This window comes from Vibrio sp. McD22-P3 (assembly GCF_021568915.1).
GTDB classification, from domain to species: domain Bacteria; phylum Pseudomonadota; class Gammaproteobacteria; order Enterobacterales; family Vibrionaceae; genus Vibrio; species Vibrio mediterranei.
This window is the reverse complement of sequence record NZ_JAKGTN010000017.1, coordinates 89399-108420: the sequence shown is the minus strand read 5'-3', so window position 1 is coordinate 108420 and position 19022 is coordinate 89399. Positions and strand designations below refer to the sequence as shown.

At 44.6% G+C, this 19022-nt stretch carries 17 protein-coding genes; 15 read left to right on the top strand and 2 right to left on the bottom strand.

Features of this window, described 5'->3' with window-relative positions:
- Window positions 1–85 precede the first annotated feature (85 nt).
- Complete coding sequence (glnD, locus tag L2W36_RS19485; RefSeq protein ID WP_236111223.1) at window positions 86–2710, bottom strand: bifunctional uridylyltransferase/uridylyl-removing protein GlnD; 2625 nt, start codon at window positions 2708–2710, stop codon at window positions 86–88.
- 110 nt (window positions 2711–2820) lie between these two features.
- The gene (gene map / locus L2W36_RS19480; protein WP_236111220.1) at window positions 2821–3699 is read right to left on the bottom strand and encodes a type I methionyl aminopeptidase; all 879 of its coding nucleotides are present in this window, start codon (window positions 3697–3699) and stop codon (window positions 2821–2823) included.
- Window positions 3700–4069: 370 nt separating this feature from the next.
- Between map and rpsB the strand changes: the two genes are divergently transcribed.
- The 15 genes from rpsB to rnhB all read left to right on the top strand — a co-directional run bounded on the left by rpsB (window position 4070) and on the right by rnhB (window position 18998).
- Window positions 4070–4801 carry a 30S ribosomal protein S2 gene (rpsB, locus tag L2W36_RS19475; RefSeq protein ID WP_006072474.1) on the top strand — a complete coding sequence of 244 codons (732 nt, stop codon included), beginning with the start codon at window positions 4070–4072 and terminating at the stop codon, window positions 4799–4801.
- A 129-nt stretch (window positions 4802–4930) separates the two neighbouring features.
- A complete protein-coding gene (gene tsf / locus L2W36_RS19470) occupies window positions 4931–5773 on the top strand; it encodes a translation elongation factor Ts (RefSeq protein WP_038227908.1) in 843 nt (280 codons plus the stop codon).
- Window positions 5774–5923: 150 nt separating this feature from the next.
- Window positions 5924–6655: a UMP kinase gene (gene pyrH / locus L2W36_RS19465; RefSeq protein WP_038227906.1), complete on the top strand. Its 732-nt coding sequence runs from the start codon at window positions 5924–5926 to the stop codon at window positions 6653–6655.
- Window positions 6656–6738: 83 nt separating this feature from the next.
- Complete coding sequence (gene frr / locus L2W36_RS19460; RefSeq protein WP_031494736.1) at window positions 6739–7296, top strand: ribosome recycling factor; 558 nt, start codon at window positions 6739–6741, stop codon at window positions 7294–7296.
- A gap of 95 nt (window positions 7297–7391) precedes the next feature.
- Entirely contained in the window at window positions 7392–8147 is a 756-nt protein-coding gene (locus L2W36_RS19455; protein ID WP_124940179.1) for an isoprenyl transferase, read from the top strand.
- Window positions 8148–8159: 12 nt separating this feature from the next.
- A complete protein-coding gene (locus L2W36_RS19450) occupies window positions 8160–9002 on the top strand; it encodes a phosphatidate cytidylyltransferase (protein WP_006075682.1) in 843 nt (280 codons plus the stop codon).
- Between the two features lie 60 nt (window positions 9003–9062).
- The gene (gene ispC, locus L2W36_RS19445) at window positions 9063–10262 is read left to right on the top strand and encodes a 1-deoxy-D-xylulose-5-phosphate reductoisomerase (RefSeq protein ID WP_236111219.1); all 1200 of its coding nucleotides are present in this window, start codon (window positions 9063–9065) and stop codon (window positions 10260–10262) included.
- 16 nt (window positions 10263–10278) lie between these two features.
- The gene (rseP, locus tag L2W36_RS19440; protein ID WP_236111218.1) at window positions 10279–11637 is read left to right on the top strand and encodes a sigma E protease regulator RseP; all 1359 of its coding nucleotides are present in this window, start codon (window positions 10279–10281) and stop codon (window positions 11635–11637) included.
- A 47-nt stretch (window positions 11638–11684) separates the two neighbouring features.
- The gene (gene bamA / locus L2W36_RS19435; RefSeq protein ID WP_006075360.1) at window positions 11685–14123 is read left to right on the top strand and encodes an outer membrane protein assembly factor BamA; all 2439 of its coding nucleotides are present in this window, start codon (window positions 11685–11687) and stop codon (window positions 14121–14123) included.
- A 50-nt stretch (window positions 14124–14173) separates the two neighbouring features.
- Window positions 14174–14683: an OmpH family outer membrane protein gene (locus L2W36_RS19430; RefSeq protein WP_038223300.1), complete on the top strand. Its 510-nt coding sequence runs from the start codon at window positions 14174–14176 to the stop codon at window positions 14681–14683.
- Window positions 14684–14704: 21 nt separating this feature from the next.
- Window positions 14705–15736 carry a UDP-3-O-(3-hydroxymyristoyl)glucosamine N-acyltransferase gene (gene lpxD, locus L2W36_RS19425; protein WP_006075358.1) on the top strand — a complete coding sequence of 344 codons (1032 nt, stop codon included), beginning with the start codon at window positions 14705–14707 and terminating at the stop codon, window positions 15734–15736.
- A 116-nt stretch (window positions 15737–15852) separates the two neighbouring features.
- The gene (gene fabZ / locus L2W36_RS19420) at window positions 15853–16347 is read left to right on the top strand and encodes a 3-hydroxyacyl-ACP dehydratase FabZ (RefSeq protein WP_370736793.1); all 495 of its coding nucleotides are present in this window, start codon (window positions 15853–15855) and stop codon (window positions 16345–16347) included.
- A 1-nt stretch (window position 16348) separates the two neighbouring features.
- A complete protein-coding gene (gene lpxA / locus L2W36_RS19415; RefSeq protein ID WP_124940175.1) occupies window positions 16349–17137 on the top strand; it encodes an acyl-ACP--UDP-N-acetylglucosamine O-acyltransferase in 789 nt (262 codons plus the stop codon).
- A 95-nt stretch (window positions 17138–17232) separates the two neighbouring features.
- On the top strand, window positions 17233–18375 hold the full coding sequence (gene lpxB, locus L2W36_RS19410) for a lipid-A-disaccharide synthase (protein ID WP_236111216.1): 1143 nt from the start codon (window positions 17233–17235) through the stop codon (window positions 18373–18375).
- Window positions 18372–18998, top strand: a complete 627-nt coding sequence (rnhB, locus tag L2W36_RS19405; RefSeq protein ID WP_031496237.1) for a ribonuclease HII — start codon at window positions 18372–18374, stop codon at window positions 18996–18998. The genes lpxB and rnhB overlap by 4 nt, the downstream gene beginning before the upstream one ends.
- Window positions 18999–19022: the final 24 nt, after the last annotated feature.

The window sequence follows — 19022 nt, the reverse complement described above, 5'->3', positions numbered from 1 at the left end:
ACGAGATCGCTTAAATGATGCGCAATTTTAATTTAGGTGACTGGCCAAGACGGTGTGGCCAGTCATTATTACTGATAACTATTTATTAACTAGCAATTTGTTCTGAAATTGTGTCATGCAGTTTTTGTTTTAGCTGGCTCTGTTCCTCTTCAGACAGTCTGCCACCCGTTGCGCTTGTTAAGATAAATAAGTCTTCTGCACGTTCGCCAATTGTAGTGATTTTCGCCGCATGTAGATTAACGCCAAGCTGGGCAAACGTCGCTCCCACTTTTGCTAGTAAGCCTGGGGCATCTAAAGCGACCAGTTCCATCAGCGTGCGCTTTTTCCCCTTAGTGGGTAAAAAGTCGACCTGAGTTTTTACATTGAAATGCTTTAGGTTTCTTGGTGCGCGACGCGTTTTCACGCGGGTAGGGCGTCCATCCTCCAAGACATGAACCAAATGCTTGATCACTGCGGAGTGTCGCTCTACATCAATGGCATCACCATGTTGATCAAGCACCATAAAGGTATCAAGGACGAAACCGTCCTTACTGGTCATGATCTGCGCGTCATGCACGTTAAAATTACGGCGATCGAGTTCTGCAACCACTGTGGCAAACAATGCAGGCTGATCTTGGCAATATACAAAGACTTCAGTGCCGCCACGTGTCGCATTCTTACTCATCAGCACTAGTGGCTTAGTAGGATCATCGGCATTAAGGATGTGTTCACTGTGCCAGGCAATCTGCTTGTGAGTGTGTCTTAGGAAATAGTCAGCCTTGAATCGTTGCCAAAGTACTTCGATCTCTCGAGCGTTAAAGCCTTGCTTACGTAGAAGCGCTGAAGAGAGTTGTTGATTGTGTCGAATACGGTCACGAACATCGACGGGATTCTCTAGGCCTCTTCTGAGTGCTCGCTGTGTGGAGTAGAAGAGCTCAGCTAGCAAGGTTCGCTTCCAACTGTTCCATAGTTCTGGGTTCGTGGCACAGATATCGGCAACAGTGAGGCAGACTAGATACTCAAGGTATTCTTCATCGCGAACTTTTTTAGCAAATTCGATAATCACATCTGGGTCGTAAATATCACGACGTTGAGCGGTAACCGACATTAATAGGTGATTTTGAACTAACCAAGAGACCAGTTTGGCTTCCGGTTTAGACAAGCCGTGTTCCATACAAAAATCATACGCTTCGACAGCGCCGATCTCAGAGTGATCGCCCCCTCGACCTTTACCGATATCATGAAAAATGGCAGCGAGGATAAGCAGCTCTTTTTTCTGCATACGAGGATAGACCTCGCAGCAAATGGGGTGCTTGGAGTAGTTTTCCTCGATACTAAAGGTGTGAATATGATTCAGCAGGCGGACGCTGTGTTCGTCAACGGTGTAGACATGAAACAGGTCAAATTGCATTTGTCCAACGATCTGACTCCACTGAGGCAGGTAGGCCGATAAAACCCCTAGCTTGTGCATCAAGCGAAACGCTCGGTGCAGCGCGTTCGGGTGGCGAACCAGATCCATAAACTTCTCTCTTGCTGCCGGAATGGTGTGCAAAAACTTGTTTAATCGACGTCGAGCAGTACGTAATTGACGCAATGTTGCTGGGCTGACGCCTTCAATACTCGAGTCATTAGCGATATGAATAAACATATCTAAGATGGTTTCTGGCCTAGCTTGAAACAGCGCAGGCTTTCTTGCTTCTATGAGTTTGCCCCTGCGCTGGAAATCATCGTTAATGACGATAGCGTCTTGAATCTTACCTTTATTGACGATGGCTTGATCAAACAGTTTCAACAACATCTTATTCAGTTCAGCGACACGTCGTAGTGTTCGATAGAACTCTTTCATCATCATCTCGACCGCTACGTTGTCTTCACCAACAAAGCCTAAGTTCTCGGCCACTTGAGCTTGATGAGCGAAGGTTAGCCGATTGTCGTAGCGTCGTAGTTCGATGTGTAGTGCAAAGCGCACGCGCCAGAGAAAGTTCTGGCACTCGACGAGTTCTCGGTACTCTGCATCGGTGAGGAAACCAAATCGGCTCATCTCGTACAAGGAAGTAGCGCCAAAGTGGCTGCGCGCTACCCAACTTAGAGTATGGATATCACGCAATCCGCCCGGTGTTGATTTAATATCGGGTTCTAGATTGTAGGTGGTGTCGTGGTACTTGGCGTGACGAGTGCGTTGTTCTTCGATTTTTGCGTGATAAAAGGTTTCTGAGGGCCAAAATTCTTCGGAATCAATCTGGCTCTTAAGTAAGGAAAAGGTGTCTTCGCTGCCACATAGCAAGCGTGCCTCTTGAAGATTGGTGGCGACGGTTAAGTCCGACTGGCCGATTTCTAGGCATTCTTGAACGGTTCTTACTGCGTGGCCGACTTCTAATCTCAGATCCCAAAGTAGGGTAATGAATTCACTGATGGTGCTTTCAAGGTTCGCTGGAAGCTTTTTGCGCGAGACCACCAGAATATCGATATCCGATAGCGGGTGCAGTTCGCCGCGACCATATCCACCTACAGCTACTAGCGCTAGGTTGGTTTGGTTAGCGAGACCAGTGAACTGCCATAACCGGTTAAGTAACTGGTCAATGTAATCTGAGCGACCTAGGACCAAATCGGTAATAGGGTGGTGATTTAAGAACTCCTGTTTCTGATGTTCAGAAAAGGTTTCTAATTGTGACTTTAACTCGCTGATCGTGAGTTGTTCGTCGCTTAGTGTGGTTGGGCTCTGAAAAGTCATGAGTGCGATCCGTGCAAGCAAAAAAGATTCTAACTACGGTTATACCAAAATGATTCAGATAAAAAAATATCCCCAGTGTTTGGGGATATTTTTGAATCGAAGCGGAATGGCTAGATATTGTTCATGTGACGAGGAATAGATTCATCGCTACGTAAGGTCAGTACTTCGCAACCTGTTTTGGTTACCACAATCGTATGTTCCCATTGCGCGGAGTTTTTGCCGTCGCCAGTATAGACTGTCCAGTCGTCTTCTGCGTCAATGCTGCAGCCAAACTTACCAGCATTGATCATTGGCTCAATAGTGAACACCATACCTTCTTTTAGTACACGGCGGTCGTTGTTTTTGTAGTGAACCACTTGTGGCTCCTCATGGAACTCAGAACCGATACCGTGGCCACAAAAATCCTTCACGATAGAGAACTTATTACGTGGGTTGTTCTTGTTATTCGTTTTAATGAACTTTTCGATCTCAGTACCGATAGCACCAACTGTGGAACCAGGCTTGACGGTCTTCATACCTAGATATAATGCTTCTTGAGCAACCATGCATAGGCGCTTATCAGCAGGTGAAACATCACCGACTAAAAACATTTTTGATGTATCGCCGTGATAACCTTCTGGACGAGTGTCTAGTGAGGCATTTTCATCGTTAGGAATAATAACTGTCACGTCTACGTTGACGATATCGCCATTTTTTAGAACAGCCGGTTTTAGTTTACCTGTAGTACCCATTGCGTCTTGTTCTGCTGGGATACCGTGACAAACGATATGGTTGATAGATGTACAGATTGATTTTGGATAACCGTGGTAATCGAGTGGCGCTGAATACGCCCCTTTCTCACGAGTATATTCAGCACAAATTCTATCTAGCTCCTCAGTCGTGACCCCTTCCTTTACATGAGGCTCGATCATTTCTAAAAGCTCTGCTGCAAGCTTACCTGCGATACGCATTCTTTCGATTTCAGCTTCAGTTTTGATTTTGATAGACATCTGTGTTCTCTGCTTTCTAAATTGACGGGTTATTCTATCAGTGGCGAGATTAAGCGCAACAAGAATAAAACTCGTTTGTAGTTATGTACGTGATTCATTTTAGTTGGGTTTAGTTAAAAACTCACTGCAGTGATGATTGTACTTTGTACATTTATTGCGATTTTTGTAGAAATCAGTGGCCAAATTATGGTATAAAGCGCGCCGGAAACAGGACTTAGTTTCTTCGAATCGGCGAGCTCGGTTTTGTTCCCATTAACTTTAATTTAAATCACACACATTTCGTCACATGTTCCGGGGTGCTTGAGTAATCATTCATACCAAGTCGGATTCATGGGAAATGTGGAGGCCTAACCCCATAGAGGAATTTAAAATGGCAACTGTATCAATGCGCGATATGCTAAAAGCTGGTGTTCACTTCGGTCACCAGACTCGTTACTGGAACCCAAAAATGAAGCCATTCATCTTTGGTGCTCGTAACCGCGTACATATCATCAACCTAGAAAAAACTGTACCAATGTTCAACGATGCACTAGCTGAACTAGCTAAAATCGGTGAGAAGAAAGGTAAAGTTCTTTTCGTTGGTACTAAGCGCGCTGCATCTGAAGCTGTTAAAGAAGCTGCAATCAACGCTGACCAGTTCTACGTGAACAACCGTTGGTTGGGCGGTATGCTAACGAACTACAAAACTGTTCGTCAGTCTATCAAGCGTCTAAAAGATTTCGAAGCACAAGCTCAAGACGGTACTTTCGAGAAACTAACTAAGAAAGAAGCTCTAATGCGCACTCGCGAAATGGAGAAGCTAGAGAAGTCTCTTGGTGGTATCAAGAACATGGGCGGTCTACCAGACGCTCTATTCGTAATCGACGCTGATCACGAGCACATCGCTGTTAAAGAAGCAAACAACCTAGGTATCCCAGTATTTGCTGTTGTTGATACTAACTCTAACCCAGACGGCGTTGACTACGTTATCCCAGGTAACGACGACGCAATCCGTGCAGTACAGCTTTATCTAAACGCTGCTGCAGACGCGGTTAAAGAAGGTCGTAACAAAGACGTTGCAGCTGTAGCTGACAAAGACGGTTTCGTAGAAGAAGCTGAATAATAGCGGCTCGAAGTCACACTTAGTTTCGTAGACATCTAGTCTTCATATAAACTGAGTTATAGTTAGCATCAGGGGCCGAATGAGAGCCCCTGATTTTTACCCTAATCAGAATCAACTGAGGAATAGAGAATGGCTGTTACTGCTGCTCTAGTTAAAGAACTGCGCGACCGCACTGGCGCAGGCATGATGGAATGTAAGAAAGCGCTTGTTGAAACTAACGGCGACATCGAACTAGCAATTGAAAACATGCGTAAGTCTGGCGCTGCTAAAGCTGCTAAAAAAGCAGGTAACATCGCTGCTGAAGGCGCGATCATCATTAAAGAAGAGAACGGCGTTGCTGCTCTTCTTGAAGTTAACTGCCAAACTGACTTCGTTGCTAAAGATGCAAACTTCACAGCATTTGCTGAGAAAGTAGCTGACGAAGCTCTAGCAACTAAAGCAACTGCTGAAGAGCTAGTAGCTAAGTTCGAAGACGAGCGTGTTACTCTTGTTGCTAAGATCGGTGAAAACATCAACATCCGTCGCGTGCAGTACGTTGAAGGCGCTGCTATCGCTACTTACCGTCACGGTGAGAAGATCGGTGTTGTTGTTGCTGGTGAAGGCGACGCAGAAACTCTTAAGCACGTTGCTATGCACGTTGCTGCTTCTCGTCCAGAGTTCGTTAACCCAGAAGACGTACCTGCAGACGTAGTAGAAAAAGAGAAAGCTGTTCAAGTTGAAATCGCTATGAACGAAGGCAAGCCTGCTGAGATCGCTGAGAAGATGGTTGTTGGCCGCATGAAGAAATTCACTGGCGAAATCTCTCTAACTGGTCAAGCGTTCGTAATGGAGCCAAAGAAAACTGTTGGCGAAATCCTTAAAGAGCGTGGCGCATCAGTAGCTACTTTTGTACGTCTAGAAGTTGGTGAAGGCATCGACAAGGGCGAGCAAATGAGCTTCGCTGACGAAGTAGCAGCAGCTCAGAAAGGTTAATCCTTGATGATTTGTTGATGAAAAGACCGTGGCCTTGGCTACGGTCTTTTTACGACTAGGCTATCTGTCATTTTTTAGCCGTCATGAGTTGAGTCTATACTAGTCTCAAGCCATGACCGTTAATCGATAACTCTTTGGAAGGTATACTTCATGACAACGAACCCTAAACCAGCTTATCAACGTATTCTGTTAAAACTTAGTGGTGAAGCGCTACAAGGCGAGGAAGGCTTTGGTATCGATCCAAAAATCCTTGACCGTATGGCACAAGAGGTTAAAGAACTGGTTGAACTGGGTGTTCAAGTTGGTGTGGTCATTGGTGGTGGTAACTTGTTCCGTGGTGCAGGCCTTGCTGAAGCAGGCATGAACCGTGTAGTTGGTGATCACATGGGTATGTTAGCAACGGTTATGAATGGCCTAGCTATGCGTGATGCTCTTCACCGTGCGTATGTGAACGCTCGTGTTATGTCTGCTATCCCTCTTAAAGGTGTTTGTGACGATTACAACTGGGCTGATGCTATTCGCGAATTACGTCAAGGTCGCGTCGTAATTTTCTCTGCAGGTACTGGTAACCCATTCTTCACAACTGACTCTGCTGCGTGTCTTCGTGGTATCGAAATCGAAGCTGATGTTGTGCTTAAAGCAACAAAAGTAGATGGTGTTTTCACGGCTGATCCAGTGGCTAACCCTGATGCAGTTTTATGTGATAAGCTTTCTTACAGTGCAGTTCTAGAGAAAGAGCTGAAAGTAATGGACTTGGCGGCATTCACATTGGCTCGTGACCATAAGATGCCAATCCGCGTATTCAACATGAATAAGCCAGGTGCATTGCGTCGTGTTGTGATGGGCGAAGCAGAAGGCACACTTATCAGCGACGCAGAATAAGAGTACACTCTTAACCAGAATTATCGAAGGACATAGCCTGAAAGCAGACCGGCTTTCAGGTTACTATTATTTAAGGTGATATTGTGATTAACGAAATCCAACAAGACGCTCAAGAGCGCATGGCAAAAAGTGTTGAAGCACTTAAGAATAACCTAACTAAAATTCGCACAGGTCGTGCACACCCAAGCCTTCTTCAAGGTATCTCTGTTGAATATTACGGTGCGCCAACACCTCTAAACCAAGTAGCAAACGTTATTGCTGAAGACGCGCGTACACTTGCTATTACAGTATTCGATAAAGAGCTTGCGCCTAAAGTTGAAAAAGCGATTCTGACTTCTGACCTTGGTTTAAACCCAATGTCTGCGGGTACGGTTATCCGCGTACCACTTCCACCACTAACAGAAGAGCGTCGTAAAGACCTAGTGAAGATCGTTCGTGGTGAAGCTGAAGGCGGCCGTGTGGCAATCCGTAATATCCGTCGTGACGCTAACGGTGACCTGAAAGCGCTACTGAAAGATAAAGAAATCTCTGAAGATGAAGATCGTAAAGCACAAGATGAGATTCAAAAGCTTACCGATGCAGCAGTGAAAAATGTTGACGAACTGCTTGCTGCAAAAGAAAAAGAGTTGATGGAAGTCTAATATTTCACCACTCAGTTCTAGTTTGAACGCTGTGCTGACAGCACAGCGTTTTTTTATGCTACCCTGTCCGACCCGAATTATAACTATACTCTTTTATGCAAAACTCACACATCGTCAATGATTCCCTTCCAAAACATATCGCTATCATCATGGATGGTAATGGACGTTGGGCAAAATCTAAGGGAAAACCACGAGTTTTCGGGCATAAAAAAGGGGTTTCTGCTGTCCGTAAGACCATTTCTACCGCTGCAAAGCTGAATATTCAAGCCGTAACACTGTTTGCGTTTAGCAGTGAGAATTGGCGTAGGCCTGAAGATGAAGTTGGCTTGTTGATGGAACTCTTTATTAGCGTTCTGTCGAGTGAAATTAATAAACTTCATCAGAATAACTTAAGACTTTGTATCATTGGCGATAAATCTCGTTTTAACGACAGATTGCAAAGAAAAATCGCCGAAGCAGAGAAGTTGACAGAAAACAATACAGGTACTGTTATCAACATCGCTGCAAACTATGGTGGTAAATGGGATATTTTACAGGCAACTAAAACGCTGGCTGGTTTAGTGGAGCGAGGCGAGTTGTCAGCCGATGACATAACTGAAGATATGATCGGTCGTTATGTCACTATGTCTGATTTGCCAGATGTCGACTTACTGATCCGTACCAGCGGCGAATGTCGCATTAGTAACTTTATGCTTTGGCAAATGGCGTATGCCGAAATGTATTTCACGGATGAGTACTGGCCAGAATTTAACGAGGACAGCCTAATAAAGGCAATCACTTGGTTTGTGAATCGCGAACGACGCTTCGGTTGTACCGGAGAGCAAGTCAAAGCGTTAATGGAAGCCAATTAAGGACGATTTAATTTGAAACAACGAATTATTACCGCCCTAATACTAGCTCCGCTGGTGGTTTGGGGTATTTTTTCACTGCCATTAACTTGGTTCATAGGTTTTGTTGCCGCTGTTACGCTTATTGGAGCGTGGGAGTGGACTCAATTTACTCTTACTCGTTCTCGGCTGCTAGCCTTAATTCCTCCTGTCCTTACTGTTGGACTCTCTTTGTTCATTGTCCCTTCTGACATTGTCTCTTTGAATCAGGTCGATTCATTGCACCTTTTATTGCTGGGTATTGGCTTTAGCTGGTGGCTCATTGCGAGTAGTCTAGCGATGACGTACCCTAAGTCCGCGGGACTGTGGGAGCACTCTAATGTACTGCGACATCTATTCGGACTACTAACTTTGCTACCATTTCTATGGAGCATTGTTATCTTGAGAGGACAGCACTATTACTTAGACCCTTATTACGGCTCAAAACTGGTTCTGTTTGTTTGTTTGATCGTTTGGGCTGCAGATAGCGGTGCTTACTTTGCTGGAAAAAGTTTAGGTAAGCGTAAGATGGCGCCTCATGTAAGCCCTAACAAAACCATCGAGGGTTTGATTGGCGGCATTGCGGCTGCTTTGGTTGTCGCGTGGGGAAGTTCATCACTCTTTGATATTCAGTTTACGAGCTATGCCAGTATGACTATCATTACTCTTGCCACAGTGGTTATTTCAGTGCTGGGCGACTTAGTGGAAAGTATGTTCAAACGAGTATCGAAGATAAAAGACAGCAGTAATATTATCCCTGGTCATGGTGGTGTTCTCGATCGTGTGGATAGTCTAACCGCAGCATTTCCTGTATTTGCTCTCCTTTATCTCATTTTCTAATCTCCCCAACCAGAGAGTAAGCTCTTATTCTCTGGTTGACTTATAAGCGGTTGTAATAGCATGCAAAATTTAACCATTCTAGGCGCTACTGGTTCTATTGGAGCAAGCACTCTAAAGGTCGTTTCAGAAAATCCTTCATCTTTCGCTATCTATGCTCTTGTTGGTGGTAAAAACGTAGCCAAAATGGCTGAGCTTTGCTCCATTTGGAAACCCAAGTTTGCGGTTCTGAATGACGAAGCGGATGCGTCAGAGCTAAAGCGACTACTTCCTAGCAATATGAGAACCGAAGTACTGTTTGGTCAACAAGCCATGTGCATGGTATCGGAATCCAAAGATGTCGACGTTGTAATGGCTGCTATCGTCGGTGCTGCGGGTTTGTTACCTACGCTTGCTGCTGTGAAAGCAGGCAAACGTGTACTGTTAGCTAATAAAGAAGCGCTGGTCATGTCTGGTAAGCTATTTATGGACGCCGTGTACGAATCTGGTGCTCAGTTGCTACCCGTTGATAGTGAACATAACGCCATATTCCAATGTTTACCTGCGAATATTCAAACCAATCTTGGGAACTGCCAGTTATCTGAAGCGGGTATCAATCATATCCTTTTAACCGGTTCGGGTGGCCCTTTTCGATATACTGACGTTTCAACGCTTTCTTCAGTAACACCTGCACAGGCAATTGCTCATCCAAATTGGTCGATGGGGCCAAAAATTTCTGTTGATTCTGCAACAATGATGAACAAAGGTTTGGAGTTTATTGAGGCCCGCTGGCTATTCAATACCAATCGAGAGCAGCTAAAAGTGGTCATTCATCCTCAATCGGTTATTCACTCTATGGTGCAATACAATGATGGTTCGGTCTTAGCACAGATGGGACAGCCAGATATGGCAACGCCGATTGCTTATTCGATGTCTTATCCCGACCGAATCCCTTCTGGTGTAGCTCCTCTTGATTTTACGACAATCGGTGAATTGACTTTTATGGCTCCAGACTATGCTAAGTATCCTTGCTTAGCGTTAGCAATAGATGCCTGTTTTGAAGGGCAACATGCAACCACGGCTATCAATGCCGCAAATGAAATTGCGGTTGAAGCCTTCTTGTCGGAAAAAATCCGTTTTACTGATATTAGCGTGGTAAATGAGCGCGTTATGTCGAAAGTCTGTTCAGCAAATGAATTTATACAATTAGATAACTTGGAAACTATTCTTGAGCTAGATAGAATGGCTCGAAACTATGCACGAGAAATCGTGCGTTCGATTTAGTGAGAGAATTTTTGATATGACGGACATCCTTTGGAACTTCGCGTCCTTTATCGTTGCGCTAGGGATTCTAGTCGCGGTACATGAATACGGTCACTTTTGGGTAGCGCGAAAGTGTGGTGTGTATGTCGAAAAGTTCTCGATTGGTTTCGGTAAATCGATTTGGTCTAAAGTCGGTAAAGATGGGACTGAGTATAGTATCTCCGTTATTCCTTTAGGCGGCTATGTCAAGATGCTCGATAGTCGAGTTGATGAAGTCTCTGAAGCCGATCACAAGTATGCCTTTGATAAAAAGCCTCTCTGGAAAAGAACCGCTATTGTAGGTGCAGGACCAGCATTTAACTTCTTTTTTGCGGTCTTTGCTTACTGGCTGGTGTTTTTGATTGGTGTGCCTGCGGTCAAGCCTGTTATTGGCGAAGTTACCCCGCACTCGATTGCTGCACAAGCTGGGTTAACATCAGGAATGGAGTTTAAGTCCATTGATGGTACGCCAACCTTGGACTGGGAATCGGTTAATTTGGGGCTAGTGTCGCATATTGGCGATAATCAAATGACGGTCACAGTTTCATCAGATAGCCAAATAGGAACGGACAAAAAATTAACAATTGATTTGTCGGGCTGGAACTTTAATCCAGAAACAGAGTCTGCTATGGGGACGCTTGGTTTTAAACCGTATACCCCAGAGATTAAAACAACGCTGACAAATGTAAGTGAAGACGGAGCCGGTTCGGCTGCTGGCCTTCAGGTTGGTGATACTATTATCTCGGCTGGAGAGCAAGACATCTCTCAATGGCAACAAGTCGTAGATGTGATTCAAGCGAACCCAAATAGTCCAGTGACTATACAAGTGCTGAGAGACGGTGAGCGATTAACAACAACATTGACTCCAGGGTCACGTGAGCTAAGAGATGGCACGGTTATTGGCTTTGCGGGTATCGCTCCAGAGATTGGTGAGTGGCCTGCGAGTTATCGCTTTGACCTTCAATACGGGCCGGTTGAAGCGGTAGGTAAAGCTATCGCGAAAACGGGACAAATTATCGAGCTTACGATCTCTATGCTGAAAAAGCTGATCGTGGGTGATGTTGGCCTAAACAACCTAAGCGGACCTATTTCGATTGCGAAAGGGGCAGGTACAACCGCAGATTATGGACTGGTTTATTTCTTAGGCTTCTTGGCGCTGATTAGTGTCAACTTGGGTATTATCAACTTAGTACCATTGCCAATGCTTGATGGAGGACATTTACTGTTCTTTGCAATTGAAGCAGTAATTAGAAGACCAGTACCAGAAAAAGTACAAGAAATGGGGTATCGAGTGGGAGGGGCTATTATCTTCTCATTGATGCTGATAGCAATTTTTAATGATTTTACACGCCTTTGATATCAGAATTTAGGCAGCGGTATTAGCAAGGATTAATTAGAGCAGGTATGGCGATTAAGCATATTCTATTCGCATCTCTACTAGCGACCAGCGTGTCGGCGAATGGGGCTGAGGATTTTGTTGTACAGGACATTCGAATCGAAGGTTTGCAGAGGGTAGCACTAGGTGCTGCTCTTTTGAAAATGCCTGTACGTATTGGTGATTCGGTAGACAGTAAAGATATCTCAGAGATCATTAATGCCCTCTATCAATCGGGTAACTTTGAGGATATTAAGGTTCTTCGTGATAAAGATGCACTGGTAATACGTGTGAAAGAGCGCCCAACTATTGCGAGCATCTCTTTCTCAGGTAACAGCGCGATAAAGGAAGAGCAACTACAGCAAAACCTTGATGCGTCAGGTGTTATTGTCGGTGAAGCACTAGACCGCACAACGTTAAGTAATATCGAAAAAGGTCTAGAAGATTTCTATTACAGTGTCGGTAAATACAACGCGAAGGTTCAAGCGGTGGTTACACCGTTGCCACGTAATCGTGCCGACTTGAAGTTTGTATTCTCTGAAGGTGTTTCGGCAAAGATCAAACAGATCAACTTTATCGGTAATACTGTCTTTAGCGATCAGGAATTGTTATCACGTTTTAATCTGAATGTAGATGTTGCGTGGTGGAACTTCCTTGCAGATGATAAATACCAGAAGCAAGTTCTTGCAGGTGATATTGAAGCTCTCAAGTCGTTTTACCTCGATCGTGGCTATTTAAAGTTTAAAGTCGATACGACTCAAGTATCGATTTCTCCGGACAAGAAAGGCGTTTACATCACGCTAGGTATCGATGAGGGCGAACCTTATCAAGTGAAAGATGTGACGTTCCGTGGTCAGCTAATTGGCAAACAAGCCGAATTTGAAAGTATGATCCCATTTAAGGATGGCGATACTTATAACGGCTCTAGTGTTACCGCATTAGAGGAGAACATTAAGCGCGTATTAGGTGAAGCTGGCTATGCTTACCCTCAAGTACGCACCATTCCAGAGTTTGATGATGAGAATAACCAAGTTTCTTTGGTCATCAATGTTGAAGCTGGAAACCGTATTTATGTTCGCGATATTCGATTCACAGGTAACAACTCCACCAAAGATGAAGTGTTACGTCGTGAAATGCGTCAGATGGAATCGAGTTGGTTGAACTCAAAGTCTATTGAAACCGGTAAAAACCGTTTGAACCGATTAGGTTTCTTTGAAACGGTTGATGTTCAAACAGTTCGTGTGCCTGGTTCTGATGATCAAGTAGACTTGGTATATGATGTCAAAGAGGCAAACTCAGGAAGCATTAACTTTGGTGTCGGTTACGGTACCGAATCAGGTATTAGCTTCCAGGTTGGTCTCCAGCAAGATAACTTTGCAGGTTCTGGTGACCGAGTTGGTATCAGTGCGATGACCAACAAGTATCAGAAAAACATAACGTTGGATTATCGCGACCCATACTGGAACCTAGATGGTGTCAGTCTTGGTGGTCAGATTTTCTACAATGAGTTTGAAGCATCGAAAGCAGGTATCGTTGACTATACCGACCAAAGTTATGGTGGTACGTTGACTTGGGGTTTCCCGGTCGATGAACTTAACTACCTAGAGTTTGGTGGCGGCTATACACATAGCCGATTAGGTAACATCAAAGAGTACGTTCAAATTGAGAAGTTCCTGCAAGCTCAAGAGAAGAACCGTGATTCTGAAGGTAACTTGATTACGGATGATTTCCACTTAACGGCAGCTTGGACTCGAAATAATTTAAACCGTGGACGTTTCCCGACCGCAGGTAACCATCAAAAACTCTATGGTAAAGTGACGGTTCCTGGATCGGATGTTCAATACTTCAAGACTCAATATGACGTAAGACAGTATTTTCCTATTACCGATAGTCACAGTTTTACGTTATTGTTGAAAGGTCGCTTAGGTTACGGTAACGGTTATGGTCAAACCAATGGCAATGATAACTTGCTACCATTCTACGAAAACTTCTATGTGGGTGGTTTCTCAACACTGCGTGGTTTCCGTCAGAACTCGGTAGGCCCCAAAGCAGTCTATAACGATCCAAATGGTGGTGGTTGCGGTAATGTAGGTGGGAATAACCCGTGTTACTCCGCGACTGACCAGTCAGTGGGTGGTAACGCAGTAGCGCTTGCTAGTGTTGAGTTGATTGTCCCGACGCCATTTGCTTCGGATGAGTTCCGCAACCAAATTCGTACTAGCTTGTTTATGGATGCTGCGAGCCTTTGGGACACAGAGTTTACTTATGTTTCACCAGACCCTAACATGCCTGGAAGCCAGTATTATTACGATTACTCGGATCCGTCGAATTACCGAGCGTCGGTAGGTGTAGCAGTACAGTGGATGTCTCCAATGGGGCCTCTTGTATTCTCACTCGCAACACCAGTTAAGAAGTTTGAAGGCGATAAAACAGAAGCCTTTACCTTCACGATTGGTAATACTTTCTAACTATATATTTTGTAACGAAAATAGTTTCTATACGAACAGAGGAATCGACCTTGAAAAAATTAATGAAAGCGGCTGGACTTGGCCTAGTTATCCTTACGTCTTCACTGTTTGCAAACGCAGCAGAAGCGGCGCAGAAAATTGGCTATGTGAATACGCTTCAAGTTTTCCAAGCACTTCCACAGCGTGAAGCAACACTGCAAAAATTACAGAATGAGTTCAAAGACAAAGCTGCCGAGCTTCAAGCGATTCAAGCGGATGCAGCTAAGAAGATGGAAAAACTTCAACGTGATGGTGAGCTACTAGGTAAAGATGAAATCGAGAAACTACGTATCGAGATTGGTCAGCTAGATAGCAAATATAAGATCAAAGGCCAAGCTCTAGAAAAAGAGAGCCAGCGTCGTGAAGCGGAAGAAAAGCAGAAGCTGTTTAAGACCATCCAAGAAGCAGTTGAAAAAGTAGCAAAAAAAGAAGGCTACGACATGATCATCGATATTCAGGCGGTTGGTTATGCAAAAGAAGAGTTCAACATCTCGAAGAAAGTTATCGACTCACTTAAGTAACAGTATTGCAGTAGGTTAGACATGACAGCATTGACGTTAGCACAATTAGCGGAGATTACTGGTGGGGAAATCCATGGTAATGAGAGCACGCTAATTAGTGCGGTAGCGCCTATGAACAGCGCAGGTGAGGGACAAATTACTTTCCTCACTAATGTAAAATACGCAAAGCATCTTGGTGAATGCCAAGCATCGGCAATCATGGTGAAAGCCAGTGAGTTAGAGCATTGCAAAACCAATGCTCTAGTGGTTGCTGATCCTTATGTGGCCTATGCTAAAGTCGCCCAAGCGTTAGATACTACTCCAGCTCCTGCTGCATCTGGTATTGCGCCAAGTGCAGTGGTCTCTTCAGAGGCCTGCTTGGGTGAGAATGTATCCGTAGGCGCCAATGCTGTGATTGAAGCCGGAGCAGAACTTGGCGACAACGTAATTGTCGGCGCGGGTTGCTTTATCGGAAAGGGTGCTAAGCTAGGTCGCAATACTAAGCTTTGGGCTAATGTATCGATTTATCATGATGTAGTGCTTGGTGACGATTGTTTAGTGCAGTCAAGTACTGTCATTGGTTCTGATGGTTTTGGCTACGCTAATGAAAAAGGCGAGTGGGTCAAAATTCCTCAAGTCGGTACCGTGCGAATTGGAAACCGTGTAGAAATTGGTGCTTGTACCACTATCGACCGCGGTGCGCTGGACGACACCATCATCGAAGACAATGTAATCATTGATAACCAGATGCAAATTGCTCATAACGTGCACATCGGATATGGCACAGCAATGGCTGGTGGTACTATTGTTGCTGGTAGCACCAAAATCGGTAAATACTGCCAAATTGGTGGTGCGAGTGTTCTCAATGGACATATCGAAATTGCTGATGGTGTTATTGTCACAGGTATGGGAATGGTCATGCGTAGCTTGCCAGAAAAAGGCATCTACTCATCAGGTATTCCACTACAGACCAACAAAGAGTGGCGCAAAACGGCTACTCGAGTCCATCGTATTGATGAGATGAACAAGCGCCTCAAAGCAGTTGAAAAACTGCTAGAGCAAACAGAAGACTAACTTCTGTGGCTTAAAAATGAAGGCTCGCTTAGGCGAGTCTTTTTATGTGTGTCAGATAACGCTAGGTTGAGCAATGCTCCCCCCCGAACTGACACTAAGTGGCATTTGGGTATATAATGCCTCTAGTTAGAAAAAGAATTGATAATAGGATTTTTACTTTGAGCACTGATACAAAAACAATGACAATCACTGAGATCCAGGAACTGCTTCCTCATCGCTATCCGTTTCTGTTGATCGATCGCGTTACCGATTATCAAGAAGAAAAGTATCTAACCGCCATTAAAAATGTGTCTGTGAATGAACCACAATTTACAGGGCACTTTCCGCAATTACCTGTGTTTCCTGGTGTGTTGATTTTAGAAGCTATGGCTCAAGCGACGGGTCTATTGGCATTTAAATCGTTTGGTGCGCCAAAAGGCAATGAGCTGTACTACTTTGCGAGTGTCGATAAAGCGAAGTTCCGCAAGCCAGTTGTACCAGGTGATCAATTGATTATTGAAGTGGAATTTATCAAGGAGCGTCGCGGTATTGCTGCCTTCAACGGCGTAGCAAAGGTTGATGGTGAGGTTGTTTGTTCTGCTGAGCTAAAGTGTGCTCGTCGAGAGTTTTAATATGATTCATGAAACCGCTAAGATTCATCCTAGTGCCGTTATCGAAGGGAACGTCACTATTGGTGCAAATACCACAGTAGGTCCTTTTACCTATATCTCAGGTGATATCACAATTGGTGAGAACAATGAGATTATGTCGCATGTTGTTATTAAGGGTCATACTACAATAGGTAACGATAACCGAGTATTCCCTCAAGCGATCATTGGTGAAGAAAACCAAGATAAGAAATACGGTGGTGAAGATACGCGAGTTGTGGTTGGCGACCGGAATGTCATCCGCGAGAGCGTACAAATTCATCGTGGTACTGTTCAAGATAAGACCCAGACAGTGGTCGGTAATGACAACCTTCTTTGTGTAAATGCTCATATTGCGCATGATGTGATTGTGGGCAACCACACACACATTGGTAACAATGCTATTCTCGGTGGTCATGTAACGGTTGGTGATCATGCTGGAGTTATGGCATTGTCGGCGATCCACCCGTTCTGCACAGTTGGCGCTTACGCTTATGTTGGCGGCTGTTCGGCAGTAGTACAAGATGTACCACCATACGTTCTTGCGCAAGGCAACCATGCAACACCGTTTGGTCTCAACTTAGTGGGATTAAAGCGTAACGGTTTCGAGAAGCCAGAACTGCGTGCTTTGCAAAAAGCGTACAAAGAGATCTACCGTTCAGGCAAGACACTGGCAGAGGTAAAGCCTGTGCTTGAGGAAATGGCGCAAGAGTGGGCATCAGTTCAGCGTTTTGTGGATATTTTGGAAAGCTCTGAGCGTGGCATTATCCGCTAACGTTGGTCACGTAAGTATAAAAAGATCGCTAATCAGTTAGCGGTCTTTTTCTGTTTTATGGTATTCGAGAAATTTGGCGAAAATAAGGACTGGTAATGGAACGACCATTGCGAATTGGTATCGTAGCTGGCGAACTTTCCGGAGATACTCTGGGAGAGGGCTTCATTAAAGCAATAAAGCAACAATATCCAGATGCCGAGTTTGTTGGTATCGGTGGCCCTAAAATGATAGCTCAAGGTTGCGAGTCTCTTTTCGATATGGAAGAGCTTGCGGTCATGGGATTGGTAGAAGTTCTTGGGCGCTTGAAACGGTTGTTGCATGTTAAAGCAGGGTTGGTGAAATACTTTACTCAAAACCCGGTAGATGTGTTTGTCGGTATAGATGCCCCTGATTTCAACTTGCGTCTCGAATTGGACCTTAAACAAGCTGGAACAAAAACGGTACACTATGTCAGTCCTTCTGTTTGGGCGTGGAGACAAAAGCGTATTCATAAGATTGCTGAGGCGACTAACCTCGTACTTGCTTTCTTGCCATTTGAAAAAGCTTTCTATGACAAATTCCAAGTGCCTTGTGAGTTTGTCGGCCATACTTTGGCTGATGCCATCCCTCTAGAATCGGATGCACAACAAGCTCGCGAGCTTTTAGGATTAGCGCCTGATAAAAAGTGGCTAGCGGTCTTACCTGGTAGTCGTGGTAACGAGTTGAAGATGCTTTCACAACCGTTTATTGAAACCTGTGTGAAACTGCATCAAGACGACCCAAATCTTGGTTTTGTGGTGGCTGCTGTCAACGAAAAGCGTAAACAGCAGTTTATTGAAGCTTGGCAGAAAATTGCGCCTCAGCTTGAATTTCACATTGTTCAAGATACCGCACGTAACGTTATTACCGCTGCAGATGCAGTATTATTGGCGTCTGGCACCGTAGCTTTAGAGTGCATGCTACTTAAAAGACCAATGGTCGTTGGTTATAAAATGAATGCAATAACCGCATTTCTGGCCAAGCGTTTAGTGAAAACCAAATACGTTTCCTTACCAAATATTCTCGCCGATGATGAGATAGTAAAAGAGTTTCTGTTAGAAGCTTGTACGCCGGAAAACTTGTACAATGAGCTCACCAAGCTTCTTAATAGTGACAACAGTGCGGTGATTGCCAAATTCACGGAAATGCACCACTGGATTCGTAAAGATGCCGATAAACAAGCGGCAAATGCAGTGTTAAATCTAATTGGAAAGTTATGACAACGAAGAAAAAAAGTGCTGAGCTTCCCCCCTTTGATTATCCGCAAGGTTACTCACTAGTCGCGGGTGTGGATGAGGTAGGTCGAGGCCCTTTAGTGGGTGATGTCGTCACAGCCGCGGTTATCTTGGATCCCAACAATCCGATTGAAGGGTTGAACGACTCAAAGAAACTTTCCGAGAAGAAACGACTCGCCCTTTATCCTGAGATAAAAGAAAAAGCGCTGGCATGGGCAGTTGGGCGTTGTTCTCCAACAGAAATCGATGAGTTAAACATCCTACAAGCGACCATGGTAGCAATGCAGCGTGCGGTCGCTGGACTGCAAGTACAACCTGATATGGTGCTTATTGATGGCAACCGAACGCCAACGTTACCAATGGATGCTCAAGCGGTCGTTAAGGGAGACTTACGTGTCGCAGAAATCAGTGCAGCATCGATTATAGCTAAAGTCGTTCGCGACCAAGAGATGGAAGAGCTTGATCAGCAACATCCACAATTTGGTTTTGCTAAACATAAAGGCTATCCAACGAAAGCGCATTTTGAAGCCATTGAACAGCATGGCGTCATTGCAGAGCATCGCAAAAGTTTCAAACCAGTCAAACGCGCCTTAGGTATTAAAGACTAGCTCACGTTAGTCGTATTAAGGATC